19 protein-coding genes and 1 riboswitch are annotated in these 24,813 nt (G+C 71.7%); of the genes, 7 read left to right on the forward strand and 12 right to left on the reverse strand.

What is annotated here, in order from left to right; genetic code table 11:
* Positions 1-69: 69 nt before the first annotated feature.
* Positions 70-3,246: a bifunctional acetate--CoA ligase family protein/GNAT family N-acetyltransferase gene (locus AAW13_RS11615; protein WP_046728690.1), complete on the reverse strand. Its 3,177-nt coding sequence runs from the start codon at positions 3,244-3,246 to the stop codon at positions 70-72.
* A gap of 177 nt (positions 3,247-3,423) precedes the next feature.
* On the opposite strand from AAW13_RS11615, the gene AAW13_RS11625 reads away from it, so the two are divergent.
* Complete coding sequence (locus AAW13_RS11625; RefSeq protein WP_046728689.1) at positions 3,424-3,705, forward strand: HPr family phosphocarrier protein; 282 nt, start codon at positions 3,424-3,426, stop codon at positions 3,703-3,705.
* Between the two features lie 346 nt (positions 3,706-4,051).
* On the opposite strand, the gene AAW13_RS11630 is transcribed toward AAW13_RS11625, so the two are convergent.
* The 4 genes from AAW13_RS11630 to AAW13_RS11645 all read right to left on the reverse strand — a co-directional run bounded on the left by AAW13_RS11630 (position 4,052) and on the right by AAW13_RS11645 (position 8,841).
* The gene (locus AAW13_RS11630; protein WP_046728688.1) at positions 4,052-4,747 is read right to left on the reverse strand and encodes a GntR family transcriptional regulator; all 696 of its coding nucleotides are present in this window, start codon (positions 4,745-4,747) and stop codon (positions 4,052-4,054) included.
* Between the two features lie 191 nt (positions 4,748-4,938).
* Positions 4,939-5,694 (reverse strand): M23 family metallopeptidase, encoded by a 756-nt coding sequence (locus AAW13_RS11635; protein ID WP_046728687.1) that lies wholly within the window; start codon positions 5,692-5,694, stop codon positions 4,939-4,941.
* A 12-nt stretch (positions 5,695-5,706) separates the two neighbouring features.
* Positions 5,707-5,870: riboswitch (cyclic di-AMP (ydaO/yuaA leader) on the reverse strand.
* A 191-nt stretch (positions 5,871-6,061) separates the two neighbouring features.
* Complete coding sequence (locus AAW13_RS11640; protein WP_046728686.1) at positions 6,062-7,450, reverse strand: M16 family metallopeptidase; 1,389 nt, start codon at positions 7,448-7,450, stop codon at positions 6,062-6,064.
* A complete protein-coding gene (locus tag AAW13_RS11645) occupies positions 7,447-8,841 on the reverse strand; it encodes a M16 family metallopeptidase (RefSeq protein WP_046728685.1) in 1,395 nt (464 codons plus the stop codon). Before AAW13_RS11645 ends, AAW13_RS11640 begins: the two co-directional genes overlap by 4 nt.
* A gap of 266 nt (positions 8,842-9,107) precedes the next feature.
* Between AAW13_RS11645 and AAW13_RS11650 the strand changes: the two genes are divergently transcribed.
* On the forward strand, positions 9,108-11,564 hold the full coding sequence (locus tag AAW13_RS11650) for a DNA gyrase/topoisomerase IV subunit A (RefSeq protein WP_046728684.1): 2,457 nt from the start codon (positions 9,108-9,110) through the stop codon (positions 11,562-11,564).
* Between the two features lie 114 nt (positions 11,565-11,678).
* On the opposite strand, the gene AAW13_RS11655 is transcribed toward AAW13_RS11650, so the two are convergent.
* Both AAW13_RS11655 and AAW13_RS11660 read right to left on the reverse strand, forming a co-directional pair.
* A complete protein-coding gene (locus tag AAW13_RS11655) occupies positions 11,679-12,767 on the reverse strand; it encodes a CobW family GTP-binding protein (RefSeq protein WP_046728683.1) in 1,089 nt (362 codons plus the stop codon).
* A gap of 122 nt (positions 12,768-12,889) precedes the next feature.
* The gene (locus AAW13_RS11660) at positions 12,890-14,056 is read right to left on the reverse strand and encodes a citrate synthase/methylcitrate synthase (RefSeq protein WP_046728682.1); all 1,167 of its coding nucleotides are present in this window, start codon (positions 14,054-14,056) and stop codon (positions 12,890-12,892) included.
* 119 nt (positions 14,057-14,175) lie between these two features.
* On the opposite strand from AAW13_RS11660, the gene AAW13_RS11665 reads away from it, so the two are divergent.
* The 4 genes from AAW13_RS11665 to AAW13_RS11680 all read left to right on the forward strand — a co-directional run bounded on the left by AAW13_RS11665 (position 14,176) and on the right by AAW13_RS11680 (position 18,909).
* Positions 14,176-15,435 (forward strand): citrate synthase, encoded by a 1,260-nt coding sequence (locus AAW13_RS11665; protein WP_046728681.1) that lies wholly within the window; start codon positions 14,176-14,178, stop codon positions 15,433-15,435.
* 67 nt (positions 15,436-15,502) lie between these two features.
* Entirely contained in the window at positions 15,503-16,447 is a 945-nt protein-coding gene (locus AAW13_RS11670) for a sucrase ferredoxin (RefSeq protein WP_046728680.1), read from the forward strand.
* A gap of 105 nt (positions 16,448-16,552) precedes the next feature.
* Complete coding sequence (locus AAW13_RS11675) at positions 16,553-18,208, forward strand: ATP-binding protein (RefSeq protein WP_206306195.1); 1,656 nt, start codon at positions 16,553-16,555, stop codon at positions 18,206-18,208.
* Between the two features lie 20 nt (positions 18,209-18,228).
* Complete coding sequence (locus AAW13_RS11680) at positions 18,229-18,909, forward strand: response regulator (RefSeq protein WP_046728678.1); 681 nt, start codon at positions 18,229-18,231, stop codon at positions 18,907-18,909.
* A 124-nt stretch (positions 18,910-19,033) separates the two neighbouring features.
* On the opposite strand, the gene AAW13_RS11685 is transcribed toward AAW13_RS11680, so the two are convergent.
* From AAW13_RS11685 to AAW13_RS11695, 3 genes are read right to left on the reverse strand one after another with little or no spacing between them, the layout of a single operon-like run.
* Entirely contained in the window at positions 19,034-20,092 is a 1,059-nt protein-coding gene (locus AAW13_RS11685) for an ABC transporter substrate-binding protein (protein ID WP_046728677.1), read from the reverse strand.
* 47 nt (positions 20,093-20,139) lie between these two features.
* Complete coding sequence (locus tag AAW13_RS11690; protein WP_046728676.1) at positions 20,140-21,003, reverse strand: ABC transporter permease; 864 nt, start codon at positions 21,001-21,003, stop codon at positions 20,140-20,142.
* Positions 20,993-21,808 (reverse strand): ABC transporter ATP-binding protein, encoded by an 816-nt coding sequence (locus tag AAW13_RS11695; RefSeq protein ID WP_046728675.1) that lies wholly within the window; start codon positions 21,806-21,808, stop codon positions 20,993-20,995. Before AAW13_RS11695 ends, AAW13_RS11690 begins: the two co-directional genes overlap by 11 nt.
* A 158-nt stretch (positions 21,809-21,966) precedes the next feature.
* Between AAW13_RS11695 and AAW13_RS11700 the strand changes: the two genes are divergently transcribed.
* Entirely contained in the window at positions 21,967-22,659 is a 693-nt protein-coding gene (locus AAW13_RS11700; RefSeq protein ID WP_046728674.1) for a response regulator, read from the forward strand.
* 3 nt (positions 22,660-22,662) lie between these two features.
* On the opposite strand, the gene AAW13_RS11705 is transcribed toward AAW13_RS11700, so the two are convergent.
* Together AAW13_RS11705 and AAW13_RS11710 are read right to left on the reverse strand one after the other, a co-directional pair.
* The gene (locus tag AAW13_RS11705) at positions 22,663-24,255 is read right to left on the reverse strand and encodes a solute symporter family protein (protein ID WP_046728673.1); all 1,593 of its coding nucleotides are present in this window, start codon (positions 24,253-24,255) and stop codon (positions 22,663-22,665) included.
* A complete protein-coding gene (locus AAW13_RS11710; RefSeq protein ID WP_079178780.1) occupies positions 24,252-24,809 on the reverse strand; it encodes a DUF485 domain-containing protein in 558 nt (185 codons plus the stop codon). Before AAW13_RS11710 ends, AAW13_RS11705 begins: the two co-directional genes overlap by 4 nt.
* Positions 24,810-24,813 lie beyond the last annotated feature (4 nt).

Below are 24,813 nucleotides of genomic sequence, written 5' to 3' on the forward strand. Positions count from 1 at the left end.
GCAAGGGGGCCCGGGCCAGTCGCGCGGACCTCCTCGAACGCCGCCGCCGGATGCGGGCGTTCGCCGCCCTCAGTACGCGGGGAGGGTGCGCGGGCCGAGGTCGTCGCGGGCGGGCGGGGGTGCGAGGCGGACCGTGGCACCCAGGACGCTCACCCCGTGCCGGGCGACCACGACGGGCTCCAGGGTGACCGCCACCACCTCCGGGTGGTCGTCGACCAGCCGGGACACCCGGAGCAGCAGCTCCTCCAGGGCGGGCGTGTCGACGGGGGCCGAGCCGCGCCAGCCGAACAGCAGGGGCGCGGTCCGGATCGACCGCACCAGTGAGGCCGCGTCCCGGTCGGTGACCGGAACCAGCCGGTGCGCCATGTCGTCGAGCAGCTGCGAGGCGGCCCCGGCGAGCCCGAACGACAGCACGGCTCCGGCCGCCGGGTCGATCACGGTCCGTACGACGGTGTCCACGCCCCGGGGTGCCATCCGCTGCACCACCGGCCGCAGCTCCTCCGGCGGCCCGAACAGCTGTGTCAACTCCGCGTAGGCCCTGCGCAGTTGTTCCTCGTCTGCGAGGTCGAGGCGGACGCCGCCCAGGTCGGCGCGGTGGCGCAGCTGAGGAGCGGTGGCCTTGAGGGCGACGGGGTAGCCGAGGTCCCGGGCGGCCCGGACACCGGCGTCGGGGTCGGCCGCGGGCAGCGCGCGGTGCACGTCGATGCCGTACCTGCCGAGCAGCGCGCAGGTCTCCTCGACACCCAGGGTGAGCCCCTGCCCACGCTCCAGCAGCGCGCCGATCAGCTCGGCGGCCCCCTTCTCGTCGATGTCGTCGTACTCGGGCACCCGTCCGGGCTCGGCGGCCTCCCGCCGCCACTGCGCGTACTTCACGGCCTCGGCGAGGGCCCGCACGGCCCGCTCGGCGGCGGGATAGGCGGGGATGAGCCGGGAGTACGAATGGCTCACGGCAGCGGACACACGTTCCGCGGGACGAAGGCCACCACCACCGCCGAGAGCCACCGTCGCGCCACCGGGGCTGGGTGTTGTGGTGGGGGTGGTGCTGGGTGCCGCGGTGCCGGTGGTGCTGGGTGTCGCGGTAGCAGCGGTGGCGGGTGCCGGCGAGGCGGCGGGGCTGGGTGTTGTGGTGGGGGTAGTGGTGGGTATCGCGGTGCCGCCGGGGCTGGGTGTCGCGGTAGCAGCGGTGGCGGGTGCCTGTGAGGCGGCGGGGCCGGGTGTCGCTGTGCCGGTGGTGCTGGGTGTCGCGGTAGCAGCGGTGGCGGGTGCCGGCGAGGCGGCGGGGCCGGGTGTCGCTGTGCCGGTGGTGCCAGGTGGCGTCGAAGCGGCGGTGGCGGGTGCCGGCGTGGCGGCGGTGGGGGGTGGGCCTGTCTGGGGTGCGGTGCGGCCCGCCGCCGAGAGTGCCTCCGCGAGGCCGCCGAGCTCCACGTGCACCACCAGCACGGGCTTCCCGGGCACCGCCTCTGCCGCCGACCTGAGCGCCTCCGCCAGCTCCGCGTCCTCGACCGCGCCCTCCCCGATCGCCGGTATCGCCGTCACCACCACCGCGTCGCAGGACTCGTCCGCCAGCGCCCGGGCCAGCGCCCGGTGGAAGTCGGCCGCGGTCGCCCCGGTCGTGAGGTCCAGCGGCCGGTCCGGAAGCAGTCCCTCCGCCAGGCAGCGGTCGTACGTGAGCAACCCCAGCGACTCGGAGTTCCCGAGGATCGCCACCCGCGGCCCGGCGGGCAACGGCTGCCGCGCGAGCAGCAGCCCCGCGTCGACCAGCTCGGTGATCGTGTCGACGCGGATCACCCCGGCCTGCCGCAGCAGCGCGGACACCGTGGCGTGCGGCAGCCGCGTCGCCCGTACCGCGTGCCCCTGCGGCGCCGAGCCCGCGCCCTGCACCACGACCAGCGGTTTGGCCGCGGCCGTGCGCCGCGAGAGCCGGTTGAACTTGCGGGGGTTGCCGATGGACTCCAGGTACATGAGGACGACGTCGGTCTCGGGGTCGTCGTACCAGTACTGGAGGACGTCGTTGCCGGAGACGTCCGCTCGGTTGCCCGACGACACGAACGTGGAGATGCCGGTGACCCCGGTGACTCCCCCGCCCCGCCGGTGGAGCCTGGACAGCAGGGCGATGCCGATGGCGCCGGACTGGGCGAACAGGCCGATGCGGCCGGGGCGGGGCATCTCGGGGGCGAGGGAGGCGTTCAGCCGGACGTCGTCCGCGGTGTTGACGACCCCGAAGGCGTTGGGCCCGATGATCCGCATCCCGTACGTGCGCGCGTGCCGGACCAGTTCGCGCTGGCGTTCGCGGCCGTCGGGCCCGCTCTCCGCGTAGCCGGCGGTCAGGACGACGAGGCCCTGGACCCCGTGTTCCCCGCACTCGGTGACGACGTCCAGGACCTGGTCGGCGGGTACGGCGACGACCGCGAGGTCCACCGGTGCGTCGATCTCCCGCACGCAGCGGTGCGCCTGTACCCCGTCGACCTCCTTCAGGTCCTCCGGGAAGGCGCGGTTCACGGCGTGCAGGCTGCCGGTGAACCCGGCACTCCGGAGGTTGCCGAGGACACTGCGGCCGACCCCGCCGGGCGTGCGGCCCACCCCGATCACGGCCACGGAGCCGGGCGCCAGCAGCCGTCGTACCGAGCGGGCCTCGGCGCGCTGCTCCCGGGCCCGCTGGACGGCGACCGAGCGGTCCGTGGGCTCCAGGCCGAACTCCAGGCGGACCACGCCGTCCTCGAAGCTGCGCTTCTGGGTGTAGCCGGCGTCCGTGAACACCTTGATCATCTTGCTGTTGGCGGGCAGCACCTCGGCCGCGAACCGGCGGATCCCGCGTTCCCGCGCGACGGCCGCGATGTGCTCCAGGAGGGCGGAGGCCACCCCGCGGCCCTGGTGGGCGTCCTGGACGAGGAAGGCGACCTCCGCCTCGTCGGCGGGGGCCGAGGCGGGCGTCCCGTCGGCGCCAATGCGGTCATAGCGTACGGTGGCGATGAACTCGCCGCCGATGGTGGCCGCGAGTCCCACCCTGTCCACAAAGTCGTGGTGCGTGAAGCGGTGGACGTCCTTGGCGGAGAGCCTGGGGTAGGGCGCGAAGAAGCGGTAGTACTTCGACTCGTCCGACACCTGCTCGTAGAAGCTGACCAGCCGGTCGGCGTCATCGACGGTGATGGGCCGGATGCGCGCGGTGCCCCCGTCGCGCAGCACCACGTCCGCCTCCCAGTGGGCGGGGTACTCGTGCCGGTCCTGCCGGTCCGCCGGGGTCTGCATGGGCCCCAGAGTACGGCTCGCGTCCGACAACGGCGCGAGGCAGTCTGTGGAGGACGGAAGTCGGGCCGAGGCCGCGGTCCGACGACACACCCGGACGGGATCCGTGTCCCCTCCGGGCATGCTTCACGATATGGGAAACTGGTCTAGACAACCCTGAAAACCGAAGGGCAGCATCACATGGCTGAGCGCCGCGTCAACGTCGGCTGGGCCGAGGGCCTTCACGCCCGCCCCGCTTCCATCTTCGTCCGAGCCGCCACGGCCACAGGCGTCCCGGTGACGATCGCCAAGGCCGACGGCAACCCCGTCAACGCGGCCTCCATGCTGGCTGTCCTGGGCCTGGGCGCCCGGGGCGGCGAGGAGATCGTCCTCGCCTCCGACGCCGAGGGCGCGGACGCCGCCCTCGACCGCCTGGCCAAGCTGGTCGCCGAGGGCCTCGAGGAACTCCCCGAGACCGTCTGAGCGCCCGCGCACCACGACCGAGGCCGCGTCGCCCCTCCGGGGCCGGCGCGGCCTCGCCCGTTCCACGGGACCTCCGCCCGCGACCACGACGGCACACGGCTTCACGCCGGCCACGCGCGCGCCTTTGCGGCAGGCATCCGCACTTCTGCGGCAACCGCGCGCACGGCTCTACGATGGGCGTGCGCACAGCTTTATGACGAGCGTCGGCGCGGATTTACGGCGAACACGAGCGCGCCTTTATGGAGGGCACGCGAAAGCCGTACCTCCGTGAATTCACGGCAGGCCTATATTGGGGCAGCGGAATAACGCCCCACCGAATAGCACCTCTTTGTATACGGCTCGCGTGTTAATGCCGCAGGCCCGACATGTTTACGGGGTGTTGCGAAGTCCTCACACCGTTCGCGCGTTCGGCGGCGCCGGGAAAGCGGAGCCGGTGGGCGGCCGTCGAGCGCTCGGTGTGCAGGGCCGTGACGGCCCGCGCGCGCTCACCGTCACCGCGCGCCACCGCGTCCACGATCACGCCGTGCTCCGCCCAGGAGTCCACCGGGCTGACCGGGGCCTCCACGGTGTACATCCAGGCGATCTTGTGCCGCAGCTGGGTGAGTGTCGAGGTCAGGGCCTGGCTGCCGGAGGCCTGGGCGAGCGTCTCGTGGAACCAGCCGCCCAGGGAACGCAGATCGTCGCTGTTGCCCCTCCTGGCCCGCTCCTGGCCCAGCCTGACCAGCCCGCGCAACACCTTGAGGTGGGCCTCGGTACGTCGCTGGGCGGCCCGGGAGGCGCCGAGCGGCTCCAGCAGGAGGCGCATCTCCAGCAGGTCGGCGGCCTCCTGCTCGGTCGGTTCGGCGACGCACGCGCCCGCGTGCCGGCGCGTCACGACGAAGCCCTCGGCCTCCAGGGTGCGCAGCGCCTCGCGGACGGGGACGCGCGAGACGCCGTAGCGGCGGGCCAGGAGTTCCTCGGTGAGCCGGCCGCCCCGCTCGTAGACGCCCGCGACGATGTCGTCCCGGATCGCCGTGCATACCGAGTGCGCCGGAATACGCATGTCCGACCTCCGCCTTAATCCCCGTGAAACGCCGCCGAGTGACGCCGGTTCCGTGACTCTATTGCAATGGGCGGGAATTTCCGAAGGCGGGTCGGAATCCATGCGTATTTTTTGGACAGCGGACGGCGCGAAAACGGCGAAAGCCCCGGCGGGCTGCCGGGGCTTCGGAGGTGTCGCCGGAAGAGCGGACGTCAGGCGTTCACGCCGTGCTTGCGGAGGTAGGCGACCGGGTCGACGTCGGACCCGTACTCCGGGGTGGTGCGGGCCTCGAAGTGGAGGTGAGGACCGGTCGTGTTGCCGGTGGAGCCGGAGAGGCCGATCTGCTGGCCCGGGGTGACCCGCTGGCCCACCGAGACGCCTATCGACGAGAGGTGGCCGTACTGGGTGTACATGCCGTCGGCCATCTTGATGACGATCTGGTTGCCGTACGCCCCGCCCCAGCCGGTGGAGACCACCGTGCCGGTGCCGACCGCGTGCACGACCGTGCCACTGGCGGCGTGGAAGTCGATGCCGGTGTGGGAGCCGGAGGACCACAGGGAGCCGCCGGTCTTGTAGCCGGTGGAGACGTACGAGCCGCTGATCGGCGCGACGAAGGCGTTGAGGCGCTTACGCTCGGCCTCCCGCGCGGCGCGTGCCTTGGCCTCGCGCTCCTTCTTGGCCCGCGCCGCGGCCTCCTCGCGCGCGGCCTGCTCGGCGGCCTTGCGGTCGGCTGCGGCCTGCTGGGCGGCGGCCTGGGCGTCGATCTGGTCGGCGACCGAGTCGCTGACCGTGATGACCGGGGTGAGGCCGGTCTGCTCGACGGAGTTCTCGGCGGCGAGCGCCGGGGCGGCGGAGACGGTGCCGATGACACCGGTGGTGGTGAGGGCCGCGATGCCGGCGGCCTGCGCGGTGGTGCGCTTCACCCGGCCGGGACGACGGTGCTTCCCGGAGGCGCACATGAACGCCATGTAGAGGCTGGTCCTTTCCTTCCCTCTCGCCTACCGGGTTAGCTGACGGGTTCGGAGCAGGAAGGTCTCCTACGGGCCCCCTCGCGGCTCGCGCGGGCGCCCGATTCACCCCAGGGACTGCGTGGGTCCCCGGCTCCCCTGGCTCGCGCCGTACGGGGACTCGGCGATGACTGTCCGGTGCCGCGGATGCGGCGCGGTGCCTGACGGACAGCCCGAAGGAACCTACGGGGGCGTTCTTTCAAGACTCAAACGGATCGCGGTTTTTGTAGCGCATCCCACAGGGCAGACAGGCAACCTCCGCCCCAATTCGGACATTCGACAGCCCTGGTGGCCGACGGCCACCAGGGCTCCGCACGCGCGCGTGGAGTTACTCCGCCGCGACGACGGTCACCTCGCCGATGCCGAGGGCTTCGACGGGTTCCTTGATCTGCGCCGCGTCGCCGACGAGGACGGTCACCAGACGGTCCACCGGGAAGGCGTTCACGACCGCCGCGGTGGCCTCCACCGTGCCGGTGGCGGCCAGTTGCCGGTAGAGCGTGGCCTGGAAGTCGTCGGGCAGGTGCTGCTCGACCTGGTCGGCCAGGGTGCCGGCGACGGCCGCCGCCGTCTCGTACTTGAGCGGCGCCACACCGACGAGGTTCTGCACGGCGACGTCGCGTTCGGCGTCCGTGAGGCCCTCGGCGGCGAGGGTGCGCAGGACCGTCCACAAATCCAGCAGGGCCGGCCCGGTGTTCGGGGTGTCCACCGAGCCGCTGATGGCCAGCATGGACGCGCCGGTGCCGTCCGGGGCGGAACGCAGGACCTGCCCGAAGGAGCGGACGCCGTAGGTGTAGCCCTTCTCCTCGCGCAGGACGCGGTCCAGGCGGGAGGTGAGGGTGCCGCCCAGGCAGTAGGTGCCGAGCACCTGGGCGGGCCAGACCCGGTCGTGCCGGTCGGGTCCGACGCGGCCGATGAGCAGCTGCGTCTGGACGGCGCCGGGGCGGTCCACGATGACGACCCGTCCGGTGTCGTCGGCGGTCACCGGCGGGACCGGACGGGGCTGGGCGGTGGAGCCGTTCCAGGCACCGAGGGTGTCGCCGAGCAGCGCGTCCAGGTCGATGCCGGTCAGGTCGCCGACGACCACCGCGGTGGCGGTCGCGGGGCGCACATGACGGTCGTAGAACGCCCGTACGGCGGCCGCGTCGATCTTCTCGACGGTGTCCTCGGTGCCCTGGCGCGGACGGGACATCCGCGCGGTCGCCGGGAACAGCTCCTTGTAGAGCTGCTTGGCGGCCCGGCGGCTCGGGTTGGCCAGCTCGTGCGGGATCTCGTCGAGGCGGTTGCGGACCAGCCGCTCGACCTCGCTGTCGGCGAAGGCGGGCGCCCTGAGGGCGTCGGCGAGCAGGCCGAGGCCCTTGCCGAGGCGGGAGGCCGGCACCTCCAGGCTGATGCGGACGCCGGGGTGGTCGGCGTGCGCGTCCAGGGTCGCCCCGGCCCGCTCCAGCTCGGCGGCGTAGTCCTCGGCGGAGTGCCGGTCGGTGCCCTCGGAGAAGGCGCGCGCCATGATCGTGGCGACGCCGTCCAGACCGGCCGGTTCGGCGTCCAGGGGGGCGTCCAGGAGCACCTCCACGGCGACGACCTGCTGGCCGGGGCGGTGGCAGCGGAGCACGGTCAGGCCGTTGTCCAGGGTGGTGCGCTCGGGGGCGGGGAAGGCCCAGGGCCTGGCGTCGCCCGGCTGCGGCTGGGGATGGAAGTCCATGCTGGCGAGCTCGGTCACTTGGCCGTCTCCTCATCGTTGTCGCCGGCTTCGACCGTGGCTTCGGCCTCGGGGTCCTCGGGTACGTCGGCGTCCTGGGCCGTTTCCGGGGACTTGGGCTCGTAGACCAGCACCGCGCGGTTGTCGGGGCGCAGCCGGGCCTTGGCGACTTCCCGGACCTCCTCGGGGGTGACCTGGAGGACGCGCTGGACCGCGGTCAGGGCGAGCTGGGGGTCGCCGAACAGGACGGCGAACCGGCACAGTTCGTCGGCGCGGCCGGCCACCGTGCCGAGCCGGTCCAGCCACTCGCGCTCCAACTGGGCCTGGGCGCGCTCCATCTCCTCGGGCGTGGGGCCCTCCTCGGCGAACCGGGCGAGTTCCTCGTCGATGGCGGTCTCGATGACCGGCACCTCGACGTCGCCGGAGGTCTTCACGTCCAGCCAGCCCAGGGAGGGCGCGCCGGCGAGCCGCAGCAGACCGAAACCGGCCGCGACGGCCGTACGGTCGCGTCGCACCAGGCGGTTGTAGAGGCGGGAGGACTCGCCGCCGCCGAGGACGGTGAGGGCCAGGTCGGCCGCGTCGGACGCGCGCGTGCCGTCCTCCGGGAGCCGGTAGGCGGCCATCAGCGCCCGCGCGGGGACCTCCTCCTCGACGACCTCGCGCAGCTGTCCGCCCATGATCTCGGGCAGCGAGCCGTCGCGCGGGGTGGGCTTGCCGTCGTGGGCCGGGATGGAGCCGAAGTACTTCTCGATCCACGCGAGCGTCTGCTGCGGGTCGATGTCACCGACGACCGACAGGACGGCGTTGTTGGGCGCGTAGTAGGTGCGGAAGAACGCGCGCGCGTCCTCCAGGGTGGCCGCGTCCAGGTCGGCCATCGAGCCGATGGGCGTGTGGTGGTAGGGGTGACCCTCCGGGTAGGCGAGCGCGGTCAGCTTCTCGAACGCCGTGCCGTAGGGGACGTTGTCGTAACGCTGACGGCGCTCGTTCTTGACGACGTCGCGCTGGTTCTCCATCGACTCGTCGTCCAGGGCGGCGAGCAGCGAGCCCATGCGGTCGGCCTCCAGCCAGAGGGCGAGCTCCAGCTGGTGGGCGGGCATGGTCTCGAAGTAGTTGGTCCGCTCGAAGCTCGTGGTGCCGTTGAGCGAGCCGCCGGCGCCCTGGACCAGCTCGAAGTGGCCGTTGCCCGACACCTGGGCGGAGCCCTGGAACATCAAGTGCTCGAAAAGGTGAGCCAGGCCGGTACGGCCCTTGACTTCGTGCCGGGAACCGACGTCGTACCAGAGGCAGACCGCCGCGACCGGGGTCAGGTGGTCCTCGGAGAGCACCACGCGCAGACCGTTGGCCAAGCGGTGCTCGGTCGCTGTCAGGCCTCCGGAGCCTGTCTCGGCCGTGGTCGTGTGACCCATGGGCATGTACGTCCCTTCGCTCGCGGAAGCGGTCTCGAACCGCGGTTTTTCTGCCGGTCCTGCCACTGTATGCAAGCGTGCGGGGACCCGGCGAAGTTCCCGCACGACGTACGCCCACAGCGGATCGCGTAGCCTGCGTCAGACCCGCTCTCGAACGCCACCGGGCGGCGGAGCGGGCCGCGGAGACCGGGTCCTGACCCGGGTTGTCAGTACGGCGGTCCACAATGGTCCGCGTCAGATCCCGTTCACGCATGAGCAAGGAGCCGGCAGCGATGGCCCGCCGCAGCACGAAGACCCCGCCGCCCGACGACTCGTTCGAGGAGAGGATCCTCGACATCGACGTCGTGGACGAGATGCGCGGCTCCTACCTCGAGTACGCGTACTCGGTCATCTACTCGCGCGCCCTGCCGGACGCTCGGGACGGCCTCAAGCCGGTGCACCGGCGGATCGTCTACCAGATGAACGAGATGGGGCTGCGCCCCGAGCGCGGCTACGTGAAGTGCGCGCGCGTGGTCGGCGAGGTGATGGGCAAGCTGCACCCGCACGGCGACTCGTCGATCTACGACGCGCTGGTGCGGATGGCCCAGCCGTTCTCGATGCGTGTCCCGCTGGTCGACGGCCACGGCAACTTCGGCTCCCTGGGCAACGACGACCCGCCGGCCGCCATGCGGTACACCGAGTGCCGGATGGCCGCGGCGACCAGCCTGATGACCGAGTCGATCGACGAGGACACGGTCGACTTCGCGCCCAACTACGACGGCCAGGAGCAGGAGCCGGTGGCGCTGCCCGCCGCGTTCCCGAACCTGCTGGTGAACGGATCCTCGGGCATCGCCGTCGGCATGGCCACCAACATGCCGCCGCACAACCTCGGCGAGGTGATCGCCGCCGCCCGGCACCTGATCCGCTACCCGAACGCGGACCTGGACACGCTGATGAAGCACGTCCCGGGCCCCGACCTGCCCACCGGCGGCCGGATCGTCGGCCTGGAGGGCGTCCGGGACGCGTACGAGACGGGCCGTGGCACCTTCAAGATCCGGGCCACGGTGGCGGTCGAGACGGTGACGGCCCGCCGCAAGGGCCTGGTCATCACCGAACTGCCCTTCACGGTCGGTCCCGAGAAGGTCATCGGCAAGATCAAGGACCTGGTCAACGCCAAGAAGCTCCAGGGCATCGCCGACGTCAAGGACCTCACCGACCGCGAGCACGGGCTGCGCCTGGTCGTCGAGATCAAGAACGGCTTCGTGCCGGAGGCGGTCCTGGAGCAGCTCTACAAGCTGACGCCGATGGAGGAGTCCTTCGGCATCAACAACGTGGCCCTGGTGGACGGCCAGCCGCTCACGCTGGGCCTCAAGGAACTGCTCGAGGTCTACCTGGACCACCGCTTCGACGTGGTCCGCCGCCGCAGCGAGTTCCGCCGCACCAAGCGCCGCGACCGTCTGCACCTGGTCGAGGGCCTGCTCACCGCCCTGGTGGACATCGACGAGGTCATCCGGCTGATCCGCTCCAGCGAGAACAGCGCGCAGGCGAAGGAGCGCCTGATGGAGCGCTTCTCCCTGTCGGAGATCCAGACCCAGTACATCCTGGACACGCCGCTGCGGCGCCTCACCAAGTACGACCGCATCGAGCTGGAGGCGGAGAAGGAGAAGCTGACCGCGGAGATCGCCGAGCTGACCCGGATCCTGGAGTCGGACGCGGAGCTGCGCAAGCTGGTCTCGGCCGAACTGGCGGCGGTGGCCAAGAAGTTCGGCACCGAGCGGCGCACGGTCCTGCTGGAGGCCTCGGGCGCCCCGGCGGCCGTGGTGCCGCTCCAGGTGGCCGACGACCCGTGCCGGGTGCTGCTGTCCTCGACGGGTCTGCTGGCACGCACGATGAACGGCGAGCCCTTCCCGGCCGACGCCGACGGCAAGCGGGCCAAGCACGACGTGATCGTCTCGGCGGTCCCGGCGACCGCGCGCGGCGAGATCGGCGCGGTGACCTCGACGGGCCGTCTGCTCCGGATCAACGTGGTCGACCTGCCGCAGCTCCCGGAGACGGCGGCCGCGCCCAACCTCGCGGGCGGCGCTCCCCTGTCGGAGTTCCTCTCCCTGGAGGACGGCGAGAGCGTGGTCTGCCTGACCACGCTGGACGAGTCCTCTCCCGGTCTGGCCCTCGGCACCGAGCAGGGTGTCGTCAAGCGGGTGGTGCCCGACTACCCGTCCAACAAGGACGAGTTGGAGGTCATCACCCTCAAGGAGGGCGACCGGATCGTCGGCGCGGTGGAACTGCGGACCGGCGAGGAGGATCTGGTCTTCATCACCGACGACGCGCAGCTGCTGCGCTACCAGTCCTCCCAGGTGCGCCCGCAGGGCCGTCCGGCGGGCGGCATGGCGGGCATCAAGCTCGCCGAGGGCGCGAAGGTCATCTCCTTCACCGCGGTGGACCCGGCGGCGGACGCGGTGGTCTTCACGGTGGCCGGCTCGCGCGGCACGCTCGACGACTCGGTGCAGACGACGGCCAAGCTGACCCCGTTCGACCAGTACCCGCGCAAGGGCCGGGCCACCGGCGGGGTGCGCTGCCAGCGTTTCCTGAAGGGCGAGGACTGCCTGTCCTTCGGCTGGGCGGGGCCGGTGCCGGCGAAGGCGGCCCAGAAGAACGGCACCCCGGCCGACCTCCCGGAGGCCGACCCCCGCCGTGACGGCTCCGGCGTCTCCCTGGCGAAGACGGTGTGGGTGGTGGCCGGTCCGGTGTAGGCCTGCCGGCGCTCCGAGGCCCGGACCGGGGCCGGCCAGCCCTCGTCCGGACCGGCTAGGACTCCTCCGGGCCGGCCAAGCCTCGTCCGGGCCGGCAAGGCCACCTCCGGGGCCTTAAGACTCGTCCGGGCCTTCGGAGAGGCCCTGCACGTAGCGCAGGACGCCCCACATGCCGTGCTCGTCGGCGTGCGGGGCGTCGTTCGTGCACGCCTCCAGCTCCTTGCGGAGCGCGGCCGCGTCGATGCCGGCACCGATCAGCACGAGCTGCGTGAGCCGTTCCCCGCCGGGCTCCCGGGCCTCCGGGTAGAACCGCAGGAAGCGCCCGACGGCGTGCACGGCATACCGGTTCCCGGGGTCGTACGGCCCGAAGTCGACGTATCCCTTGATCCGGTAGAGCCCCTCGGGCCGGCTGTCGAGGAAGGCCATGAGCCTGCGGGGATCCAGCGGCAGCCCGGAGACGAAGGACAGACTCTCGTAGGAGCTGTGCAGGTGTCCCTCGTGCCCGCTGCCGTCCTCGTGCTGCTCGTGCTCCCCGTGCTCCCCGTGCTCGTGCAGATCGTCGAAGGACAGCTGGCCGATGCGCTCTTCCACGGGCCGGCAGTCGAACAGGAACTCGGGCTCGATACGGCCGTAGGTGGCCGGTACGACGGCGGCGGACGCGTCGGTGAGCGACCGCACGAGCCCCAGGACGCGCTCGCCGTCCTGCTCGGCCCGGTCGAGCTTGTTCACGACGACGAGGTCGGCGAGGGCGAGGTGCCGGTCGATCTCGGGGTGCCTGGCGCGCGTGTCGTCGAACTCGGCGGCGTCCACGACCTCGACGAGGCCGCCGTAGACGATCCCGGGGTGCTCGCTGGCGAGCAGCATCCGGACGAGTTCCTGGGGTTCGGCGAGTCCGCTGGCCTCGATGACGACGACGTCGATCCCGGTGGCCGGGTTGGCGAGCCGCTCCAGGTACAGGTCCAGTTCACTGGCGTCGACGGCGCAGCACAGGCAGCCGTTGCCGAGCGAGACGGTCGAGTCCCCGAGGGCACCGGCCACCGCCATGGCGTCGATCTCGATGGCCCCGAAGTCGTTGACGATCGCCCCGATCCGGCTGCCTCCGCTGCGGTGCAGCAGATGGTTCAGGAGCGTGGTCTTCCCGGAGCCCAGGAATCCGGCGAGGACCACGACCGGGATCTGCCGGGAAGGGTGGTGCTGCTCCAAGGGACGTCCTCTCTGACGCGGCTGACGGGCGCGGGCCGGTCCAGGATAGGAAACGGCCGGGACCGCCGGCACCGGGATCCGCGCCCCCACGACAGCCGCCGCGGGCGGTCGACGGCGCGCCGCTACACGGTGACCTTGCCGGTCACCTCCGGCTCGGGCCCCACGTACCGCGCCACCGGCCGGATGATCTTCGAGTCGGCCGCCTGCTCCAGGATGTTCGCGCTCCAACCGATCACCCGCCCGGCCGCGAACGTCGGCGTGAACATCTCCCGGGGCAGACCGCACAGTTCCATGACGACGCCCGCGTAGAACTCGACGTTGGTGTGGAGTTCGCGACCGGGTTTCAGCTCGGCGAGGATGCGTTCCACCTGGCGTTCGACCTCGACGGCGAACTCCACCCGGGGACCGCCGAAGCCCTGGGCGATCTCGCGCAGCATGCGGGAACGCGGGTCCTCCGTACGGTAGACCGCGTGCCCGAAGCCCATCACGCGGTCACCGGCGCGTACCCGGTCCCGGATCCACGGGTCGATCCGGTCCGGCGTCCCGATCGCGTCCAGGGTGTCCAGTGCCCGGCTGGGCGCGCCCCCGTGCAGCGGCCCGGACAGCGCACCGACCGCACCCACGAGACAGGCCGCGACATCCGCGCCGGTCGACGCGATGACACGTGCGGTGAAGGTTGACGCATTGAATCCGTGGTCAATGGTTGAGATCAAGTACTGCTCGACCGCACGCGCCCGCCGGGGATCCGGCTCCGAGCCCGTCAACATGTACAGGTAGTTGGCCGCGTACGGGAGGTCCACGCGCGGTTCCACCGGCTCGAGCCCCCGCCCCAGCCGGTACAGCGCCGTGAGCAGCGTGGGTACGGCGGCGCACGCGGCGACCGTGTCGGCCCGCCGCCGGTCCGCGTCGATGTCGTACACCGGCCGCAGCCCCCTGGCCGCGCCGAGCAGGGAGAGCGCGGTGCGCATCCCGGCGAGCGGACCGGAGGCACCACTCGCCGCGGCCACCGCGGGCAGGGCGGCACGGACCTCCTCGGGCAGCCGCCGCAGTACGGCGGTCTCCGCGGCGAAGGCCGCGGCGCGTCCGGGGTCCGGGAGGTCGCCGTGGACCAGCAGGTGCCAGACGTCCTCGAAGCCCCGGGTGCGGGCGAGTTCCACGGCCGAGTACTGCCGGTAGTGGTAGTAGCCCTCGCTCCCCCGCACATCCCCCACTTCGGTGTCCGTGACGACGACACCGGCGAGTCCGCGCGGCACCTCGACAAGGGTCGACGCGGTCCTGTTGACGGTCATGACGTGCCTCCGCTGTCCAGCCTGAACTTGATTCGACTGTCCATGCTTGACAAGATCCCTGTCAATATTGATTGGATCGACATGTGATCAACATGTGTAAGGGCCGCTACGGTGGCGGCATGCGCGATCAACACCCCGCTCCTGACAGCTCCGCGCGGCGGCTGAGCACCAAGGAGACCGCCGAACTGCTCGGCGTGAAACCCGAGACCGTGTACGCCTATGTGAGCCGCGGTCAGCTCAGCAGCAGGCGCGAGCCCGGTGGCCGGGCCAGCACCTTCGACGCCGCGGAGGTGGCGGCGCTGGCCCGGCGCAACCGGCGGGAGACGGCGGCCGGTTCCGCCCCCGGAGGCGGCGACCTGTCGGTACGCACCCGGATCACGCTGATCGACGGTGACCGGTACTTCTACCGGGGCGTCGACGCCACCGAACTGGCCGCCCACCACTCCTACGAGGAGGTGGCCGAATGGCTGTGGACGGGCCGGATGGAACGGGGCACGACCTTCACCGCGCCGAAGGCCACGGTCGCCGTCGCCCGCCGGGCCGTCGACGCGCTGCCCGAGCACACCACCCCCACCGACCGGCTGCGGGTCGCCACGATCGCCGCGGCCGCCGAGGATCCGCTGCGCTTCGACCTGTCCGAGGAAGCCGTCCTCGGCACCGCGCGGGTACTGATCCCCACCCTCGTCTCCGCGCTGCCGCCACAGCACCGGCGCGGGCCCGACGACGGCCCGCTGGCCCACCGGCTGTGGCGCCGGCTGACCGGCGTCGAGCCCACCGAGGCCGCCCTGCGCGTCCTGGACACCGCCCTCGCCCTGCTCGTCGACCACGACCTGGCCGCCTCCACCCTCGCGGTCCGGGTGGCCGCCTCCGCGCGCGCCCACGCGTACGCGGCCGTGTCGGCCGGACTCGGCGCACTCGAAGGCCCCTTGCACGGCGCCTCCAGCGGACTCGCGCACCGGCTGCTGCTCGACGTCCTGGACCAGGGCACCGCCGTGCCGGTGATCGCGGACGAACTGCGGGCCGGCCGTCGTATCCCGGGCCTCGGCCACCGGCTCTACCAGGGGGAGGATCCACGCGCGCGCGTGCTCTTCGACCTGCTGGAGGGGATCCCGCGCGCGGAACCCGCCCTCCTCGCCGCACGGGACGTCGTGGCCACGACCGCCCGGCACGCTCCGCTGCACGCCAACGTAGACCTGGCGCTGGCCGTGTTCACGGCCTCCTGCGGGATGCCCGCCACCGCGGGCGAGACGATCTTCGCCGTCGCCCGGACGGCGGGCTGGATCGCCCACACCCTGGAGGAGTACGGCGAACGCCCGCTCCGCATGCGCCCCAGCGGCCACTACGTCGGCCCCAGACCACCGCAGCCGCTGCCGGAGTAACCCCTTCGGCGGCCGAACGGGCGGGGCCGGAAGCCGGTCCGGGCAAAGTCAGGTTAGGCTCACCTCTGTGAGTAGGTGCGCAACCGTCTCCCGGATGCTCGACGAGCCCGTCTCCGGCACCGCCGCCACCGCGACGACGTGGCTGCTGCTGGAACAGCCGGGCCCCTGGGGTGCCAAGGCGCTCACTTCGAGCCATCTGGACCCCGCGCTCGGCCGCGCCCTGGAGGCCGCCGCCGACGGGACCGGCGTGCGGATCGCGCTCATCCGCCGCCCCGGCCGCCATGCCGACCCGGGCACGCCCGCCGTTCGGCAGGTGTACGCGGCCCACACCGTTCCCGGGAACCTGTGGCTGCACAGCGCCGAGACCCGCGATCCGCGTCGGCTGCTCGACCTCGACCTGGCCGCGCTCGGCGCGGGCGACCACCGTTCGTTCGGCACGGCGCTCGGCGGCCGGCCGCACTCCGGCAGCCCGCTCGCCCTCGTCTGCACCAACGGCAAGCGCGACCGCTGCTGCGCCCTGCTGGGCCGCCCGCTCGCCGCCGAACTGGCCGCGTCCGGCGTGCGGGGCACCTGGGAGGTCACCCATCTGGGTGGTCATCGCTTCTCGCCGACGGTGCTCGTGCTGCCGTACGGCTACGCGTACGGGCGCGCCGAGGCCCATGCCGTCAAGGAGGTCCTGCACGGCGCCCAGGAGGGCCGTGTGGTGCTGGAGGGGTGCCGTGGGTGCTCCGCCTGGGGGCGGCCCGGCCAGGCGGCCGAGCTGGCCGTCCGCGAGGCGGCGGGCGAGTACGCCGCGGGCGCGCTGAGCGTCGTACGGACCGACGGCGCGGCCCCTCGCTGGCACGTCACCGTCGACCACGCCGACGGCCGCCGCTGGCGGGTCGAGGTGACCCAGGGCGCGTCCCTGCCGCCCCGCCCGGAGAGCTGCGGGGTCTCCGTGCTGGGGTCGCCGGCCCGGATGGACGTGGTGTCGCTGCGAGAGCTGCGGCCGGCGTCGGCCCTCGCGAGCTGATCCTCGTTTCCCCAAGAAGCTGATCCCCGTTCTCCCAAGAACCGGTCAAGAGATCCACGCCACACCCCTTAGGTGCGGCGCGCCCGCGCACGTACCTTCGTGGGTATGAGTCCCACGCCCCCCGCGCGCCGACTGCGCCCCCGGCTGCCCCGGAAGGTGTTCTCGCAGGTCCTGCTGATGCAGCTGGCCATCGCCGCGGGGGTGGCGGTGCTCGCGACCGGACTCTTTCTCGCGCCGCTCAGCAAGCAGCTGGACCAGGAGGCCATGCACAGGGCCCTGGCGATCGCCCAGACCACGGCCCAGGACCCCCAGATCGCCGAGGGTGTCCTGACCACCCCACCCAGCGTGGACGGGCCGGTGCAGAAGGAGGCGGAGCGGATCCGGAAGGCCACCGACGCCGAGTACATCGTGGTGATGGACAAGGGCGGATTCCGCTGGTCGCACACCACGCCCTCGGAGATCGGCCGGCATGTGTCGACCAGCCCCAAGGAGGCGCTGGACGGCGAGGAGGTCATGCAGATCGACAACGGCACCCTGGGCCGCTCCGCCCGGGGCAAGGTGCCGCTGTACGACTCGAAGCACCGGATCATCGGGGCGGTCTCGGTCGGAATCGCGTACAACAGTGTGCGGGCGCGGTTGCTCAGCACGATCCCCGGACTGTTCGCGTACGCCGGCGGCGCTCTCGCGGTCGGTGCGCTGGCCGCCTGGCTGATCTCCCGGAGGGTCCAGCGGCAGACCCGTGACCTGGCCTTCTCCGACATCTCAGCGCTGCTCGCGGAGCGCGAGGCGATGCTGCACGGCATCCGGGAAGGCGTCGTCGCCCTCGACCGCGGCGGCCGGATCCGGCTGCTGAACGACGAGGCCCGGCGGTTGCTCGGCATCGGTGACGAGGCCGTCGGCCGGTCCCCCGACGAGGCGCTCGGCGCGGGCCGTACCACCGATGTGCTGGCCGGCCGGGTGACCGGCACCGACCTGCTCACCGTGCGCGGCCAGCGGGTCCTGGTCGCCAACCGGATGCCCACCGACGACGGCGGCGCCGTCGCCACCCTGCGCGACCGGACCGAGCTGGAACAGCTGGGCCGCGAACTCGACTCCACGCGCGGGCTGATCGACGCCCTGCGCGCCCAGGACCACGAGCACGCCAACCGCATGCACACCCTGCTCGGGCTGCTGGAACTGGAGATGTACGACGACGCCGTGGAGTTCGTCGGCGAGGTGGTCGGTGACCACCGGGTCACCGCCGAGCAGGTCACGGAGAAGATCCAGGACCCGCTGCTGGCCGCCCTGCTGGTCGGCAAGGCCACCGTCGCGGCCGAGCGCGGGGTCGCCCTGTGGGTGTCGGACCGCACCTGGCTGCCGGACCGGCTGATCGACCCCAGAGGGCTGGTCACGGTCGTGGGCAACCTCGTCGACAACGCGCTGGACGCGGTCGCCGGCACTCCGCACGCGCGCGTGGAGGTCGAACTGCGCACCGAGGGACGTGCGGTCGTCCTCAGGGTGGGCGACACCGGGCCCGGGATCCCGGCGGAGCAGCGGGAGCTGGCGTTCACCGAGGGGTGGTCCACCAAGAAGCCGCCCGCGCACGGCAAGCGCGGCATCGGACTGCCCCTGGTGCGCCGGCTCGCCGAACGCCAGGGCGGCAGCGCGTCCGTGGGCGACGCGGACGGCGGCGGCGCGCAGTTCACGGTGGTGCTGCCCGAGGCGCTGACCGAGCCGGAGCTGGAACCGGTGCCCGTACCGGCCGACGAGGACGCACGATGACCGAGGGACGAGGAAGCGCCGTGATCGAGGTCCTGGTCGTGGACGACGACACCCGGGTCGCCCGGGTCAACGCGGCCTACGTCGAGAAGGTGCCCGGCTTCCACGTGGCCGGTGAGGCCCACAACGCGGCCGAGGCGCTGCGTCAGTTGGAGGCCCTCCCCTGCCTCGACCTGGTCCTGATGGACCACTACCTGCCCGACGACACGGGCCTCGCGGTGGTCCAGGAGATGCGGCGGCGCGGCCACCAGACCGATGTGATCATGGTGACGGCGGCCCGGGACGTCTCGACCGTCCAGGCGGCCATGCGCCAGGGTGCCCTCCAGTACCTGGTGAAGCCGTTCGCGTTCGCGGGGCTGCGGGCCAAGCTGGAGGCGTACGCGCAGCTGCGGCGCACCCTGGACGGCGGCGGCGAGGCCGAACAGGCCGAGGTCGACCGCATCTTCGGTGCCCTGTCCGCGCCGTCCGAGCTGGCGCTGCCCAAGGGGCACTCCCCCACCACCGCCGAGCTGGTCCGCCGGTCGCTGATGAACGCCGAGAGCCCGCTGTCGGCCCAGGAGATCGCCGAGCGGACCGGGGTGAGCCGCCAGACCGCCCAGCGCTACCTCAAGCTCCTGGAGCGCACCGGACGGGCCCGGCTGACCCTCAAGTACGGCGACGCGGGCCGCCCCGAACACCGTTACGTGTGGGCGACCCGCGGCTGAGACACACTGCGCGGCGGCTTTCTGCTCGGTAGTGGTCTGCTCGGCAGCCGCCTGCTTCGCTGCTTCTGCTCGGCAGCCGCCTGCTTCGCTGCTTCTGCTCGGCAGCCGCCTGCTTCGCTGCCCCCTACTTCGCTGCCTTGACGAACTCCGTCGTGTAGGTCTTGCCGAGGTCGACATCGTGGTTCTGGATGTTCGTGTTGAACGCCTTGAGCACCTTCTCCACGGTCTCGGGGCCGTTCTCGGGCATCACACCGTCGTCGGTGAACATCGGCAGCGTGCTCTTGATGGACTGCGTGTAGAGGGCCTTGTCGCCCTGGGCGTAGTCGGCCGGCATCTTGGCCGCGATCTCGGCGGCGCTGTGGGTGGACATCCACTTGAGCGTCTTGACGAACGCATTGACCATCTTCTGGACGGTGTCCTTGTGGCTGTTGACCCAGTCCGTCTGCATGTACAGGCTGGACGACGGGTACGGCCCGCCGAGCGCCTTCTGGGAACCCTCCGGCGTCCGCATGTCCAGGAGGATCTTGCCCGCCTTCTTGTCCAGGATGGTCGCGACGGTCGGATCCGTCGTCATCCCACCGTCGATGGACCCCTGCTGGAGCGCCGAGATGAAGGTCGCGCCCGCACCGACGGCGACCGGCGAGAAGTCGCTGACCTTCACGCCGTTCTTGACGGCGAGGTACTTGGTCAGGAAGTCGGTCGACGAACCGAGGCTGGTGATGCCGAGCTTCTTGCCCTTGAAGTCCTTGGGCGACGTGATGTCACCGGCGGCCTTGGTGGAGACGATCTCGACCTCGCCGGGCGCCCGGGAGAACTGCACGACGGACTCCACCGCCTTGCCCTTGGTCTGGAGGTCCAGCGTGTGGTCGTAGAAGCCGACCGTGCCCTGGACCTGCCCGGCGACGAGGGCCGTCTCGGCCTGCACACCGGCCGGCTCGGTCAGCAGTTCCACGTCGAGTCCCTCGGCGTCGAAGTAGCCGAGCCGCTGGGTGAGCATCGCCGGGAGGTAGATGACCTTGTCCAGGCCGCCGACCATGATCTTGACCTTCGTGCCCTTTCCGTCGCCCTTGCCGGCGGAGCCGCTGGAGGTCGTGCTCGCCGCGTCGTTGGCGCAGGCGGTCAGGGAGGACAGGGCGAGCAGGCCGGCGGCGGCCAGGGTGGTGTATCTGGCGGACTTGCGCATGACGTTCACGTCCTTGTGAGTGGCGGTGCGGGAGGAGAAGGCCGGGTTCAGCTGTCGGAGTCCGACGGCTTCCAGCGGAAGATGCGGCGCTCGGCGAAGGTGAGCAGCCCCTCGGCGGCGAGCGCGACGACGGCGAGGATGACCATCGCGGCGTACACACCGGCCGCGTTGAAGGTGCCCTGCGACTGCGCGACGAGCAGGCCGATGCCCTTCGTGGCGCCGATGTACTCGCCGACGATGGCGCCGATGAGGGCGAAGCCGAAGCTGACGTGGAGGCTGGTGAAGATCCACGAGGTGGCGGACGGGATGACCACCTGGAGGGTCACCCGGCGGTCGCTGGCACCCAGGATCCGGGCGTTGGCGACGAGGTTGCGGTCCACCTCGCGGGCGCCCTGGAAGGCGTTGAAGAACACCGGGAAGAACACCAGGACGACGGCCGAGGCGACCTTGGAGGAGGCGCCGAGCCCGAACCAGATCACGAAGATCGGGGCCAGCACGATCCTGGGGATCGAGTTGAGCACCTTGATGTAGGGGCCCAGGACGTCGGCGAGGAACGCGATCCGTCCCAGGGCGATGCCGAAGACGACACCGGCGGCGACACCGATGACCCAGCCGAGCAGCGCCTCGTAGAGCGTGTACCAGATCTGCTCGCCGAGGGAGCCGAGTGCGGTGCCGTGGGTCATCCAGGTCCAGATCTGGTCCCAGATCTTCGACGGCATCGAGAAGTTGAACGGGTCGATGGCACCGGCCCGGGACAGGACCTCCCACAGGCCGAGGACGGCCACCAGGAGCAGCACCCGCACGGTGTACACGATCGCCTTGCGTCTGCGGGCGGCCTGGGCCCGCGTCTGGGCGCGGTCCGAGGTCTTGGCCGTCTCGACGACCGGTGTGCTGAGGACGTCAGGCGACATGGGCGGCGCCCCTCTCACGGGTGATGCGGACCTCTTCGCCGAGGGACTCCCAGATCTCGCGGTAGATCTCGATGAACCGCGGCTCCAGACGCACCGACTCGACCTTGCGGGGGCGGGGCAGGTCGATGTCGAAGACCTGCTTGACGGTCGCCGGCCCGGCGGTCATGACGACGACCTTGTCGGCCAGCGCGATGGACTCCTCCAGGTCGTGCGTGACGAACACGACGGAGGCGCCGGTGCCCTCCCACAGTTCGAGGAGTTCGTCCGACATCAGTGCCCGGGTCTGCACGTCGAGCGCGGAGAACGGCTCGTCCATGAGCAGGATCTCGGGGTCGTTGACGAAGGTCGCGGCGAGCGCCACCCGCTTGCGCTGGCCGCCGGAGAGCTGGTGCGGGTAGCGGTCCTCGAAGGCGGCGAGGCCGACCCTGGCCAGCCAGGCGCGGGCCTTCTCCTTCGCCTCCGCCTTGGGCACGCCCCGGAAGCGGGGCCCCGCCATCACGTTGGACAGCACGGTCCGCCAGGGGAAGGTGGCGTCCTGCTGGAAGACGAAACCGACCTTGTCACCGACGCCGGCGACCGGCTGACCGGCCACCAGGACATCCCCCTCAGTGGGCTCCTCCAGCCCGCTGACCAGGGTCAGCGTGGTGGACTTACCGCAACCCGTCGGCCCCACGACGGCCACGAACTCACCACGTCCGACGGTGAGGTCGAGGTCGCGGACAGCCGTGTGCAGACCCCCCGACGGGGTCTTGAAGATCTTGCTCGCGCCCCGTAGCTCGATGGCGGGGCTGGTGTCTGCGCTCATGGGCCGGGACGGTAGGTGTGGCACGGACCACAGCAGCAGTCTTCTGGGCGCAAGCCGTTCTTTTGCTCGCAAGCACCTGTTGTGCTCATTTTGCGCGCGCTACAACTGCGCAGACGAAACACGGGCTTAACGCTCGCCGGCCTTGAAGGAGAGGCCTGATGATTGACGTTCTGGTGGTCGACGACGACTTCCGCGTCGCTGAGATAAACGCCAAGTACGTGGGGAAGGTTCCCGGCTTCCGGGTGGCCGCCCGCGCGCACAGTGCTGCCCAGGCCCTGGCCGCCGTGGAACGCGGCACCATCGACCTGGTCCTGCTGGACCACTACCTGCCGGACCAGACCGGTCTCGAACTCGTCCACCGGATGCGCGAACAGGGGCATGGCACGGACGTCATCATGATCACGGCGGCCAGCGACGTGACCACCGTCCAGCGCGCGATGCGCCTGGGTGCCCTGCACTACCTGGTCAAGCCGTTCACCTTCGCCGCGCTGCGCACCCGCCTCGACTCCTACGCGGCACTGCGCCGTACCGTCGACCGGGTCGGCGGCCGGGGCCTGACCGGGCAGGAGCAGGTCGACCGGATCTTCGGCGCCCTGCGTACGTCACCCGCCCCGTCGGCACCCGGGCTGCCCAGCGGTCACTCCGAGCCGACCACGGACCTCATCTGCGGTGTCCTGCACCGCGCCGGCCATCCGCTGTCGGCCCACGAGGTCGCCGCCGAGACCGGCCTGAGCCGCTCGACCGCCCAGCGCTACCTCCGCCACCTCGAACAGGCCGGCCGGCTGCGCCTCACCCTGAAGTACGGCGACACGGGCCGCCCGGAACACCGGTACGCCTGGGTGGCGCCGTAGCTCCTACACGGCCCCCGCCCCGGTCAGCGACCGCACCTCGGTCTCCGCGTACCTGCCCTCGTCCGGTACCTCGTCCGAGGTGACCGTACCGAGCCAGCCGGCCAGGAAACCCAGCGGAATGGAGACGATCCCCGGGTTCTGCAACGGGAAGTACTGGAAGTCGACATCCGGGAACAGCGCCCCCGGGCTCCCGGACACCACCGGGGACAGCGCGACCAGCACCAGAGCGGGGACGAGTCCGCCGTATACGGCCCACACCGCGCCGCGGGTCGTGAAGCCTCCCCAGAACAGCGAGTACAGCAGTACCGGCAGATTGGCCGAGGCGGCCACCGCGAAGGCCAGGCCCACCAGGAAGGCGACGTTGAGGTCACGGGCCAGCAGGCCGAGAGCGATGGCCAGCACTCCGATGCCGACCGCGGCGGTGCGCGCCACCGCCACCTCGCCGCGCTGTCGTGCGTGCGGCCTGCGCAGCGTGGCGTACAGGTCGTGGGCGACGGACGCCGAGGAGGCGAGGGTGATCCCGGCGACCACGGCGAGGATGGTCGCGAAGGCAACGGCGGCGACGACCGCGAACAGAACCGTTCCACCGGTGGAACCCACGCCGCCGCCCAGATCGAGCGCCAGCAGGGGGACCGCGGTGTTCCCCGACTCGTTCGACGCGCGCACCGTGTCCGTCCCGACGACGGCGGCGGCTCCGAAGCCCAGCACGATCGCCATCAGATAGAAGCCGCCGATCAGCGCGATCGACCACACCGTGGACCGCCGGGCCGCCCTCGCGGTCGGCACCGTGTAGAACCGCGACAGGATGTGCGGCAGCCCCGCCGTGCCCAGCACCAGCGCCAGGCCCAGGCTGATGAAGTCCAGCCGGGCGCTCCAGCTCCCGCCGTACTTGAGCCCCGGTGCGAGGAACGCCTTGCCGTGCCCGCTGCGCTCCGCGGCCGTGAGCAGCAACTGGTCGACGTCGCCGTGGAAGCGCAGCAGCACCAGCACGGTCAGTGTCACCGTCCCGCCCATCAACAGGACCGCCTTCACGATCTGGATCCAGGTGGTGGCCCGCATCCCGCCCAGCGACACGTAGATCACCATCAGCGCGCCGACCCCGATGACCGTCCACGCCTGGGCGGCCCCGCCGGTCCGTCCCAGCAGCAGGGCCACCAGGCTGCCCGCCCCCACCATCTGCGCCACCAGATAGAGAACGGAGACGGTGACCGAGGACGTGCCCGCCGCGATCCGCACCGGCCGCTCGGTCATCCGCGCCGCGATCACGTCGGCGAGGGTGAACCTCCCGCAGTTGCGGACCAGTTCGGCCACCACGAACAGCACGACCAGCCACGCCACCAGGAAACCCACCACGTACAGCAGTCCGTCGTAGCCGAACAGCGCGATGAGCCCCGTGACACCGAGGAAGGAGGCCGCCGACATGTAGTCACCCGCGATGGCCAAACCGTTTTCCAACGGCGAGAACAACCGGCCGCCGGCGTAGAACTCCTCCGCCGAACCATGCCGTTTCCTGCTCACCCACGTCGTGATCCCCAGGGTCACCGCGACGAACGCGCTGAACAGCAGCAGGGCCAGCGTCTGATGATGGAGCGTCACAGGACACCGCCCCGCGCGCCACGGGCCAGTTCCTGGGTGTCCCAGCGCAGGTCCAGTGCGGCACGGTCCCGGCGCAGCCGCGCGTGCCGTGCGTAGGCCCAGGTGAGCACGAACGTCGTGAGGAACTGCCCGAGCCCCGCGACCATCGCCACGTTCACCGCTCCGGCGACGGGCCTCGCCATCAGACCGGGCGCGGTCGTCGCAGCGACCACGTACGCCACGTACCAGGTGAGGAAGACGACGGCCCCCGGCACCACGAACCTCCGGTAACGGGCACGCACCTCCTGGAAGGCCGCGCTGCGCTGCACCTCCAGATACACGTCCCGGGCCCGGAGCGCCGGCCCTTCCGGCTCGGTTCGTGCCGCCGGTACGGCGGGGGCCGGCGTTCCGGCGCTCTCCACATCGCCCCAGCCGGAGGCCAGCGCGTCGTACCAGGGGTCCTCGTACCTGACTTCTCCGGAGGTCGTGCCGTACTCGCCCTGGTCCGAGTGCCGTTCGGCCGAACTCTCGGAGCCGTCCCCGCCGTCGCGGTGACGTCCGTTGCTTGACTGCATGCCC

The sequence above is a fragment of the Streptomyces humi genome, assembly GCF_001005085.2.
Classification (GTDB): Bacteria; Actinomycetota; Actinomycetes; order Streptomycetales; family Streptomycetaceae; genus Streptomyces; species Streptomyces humi.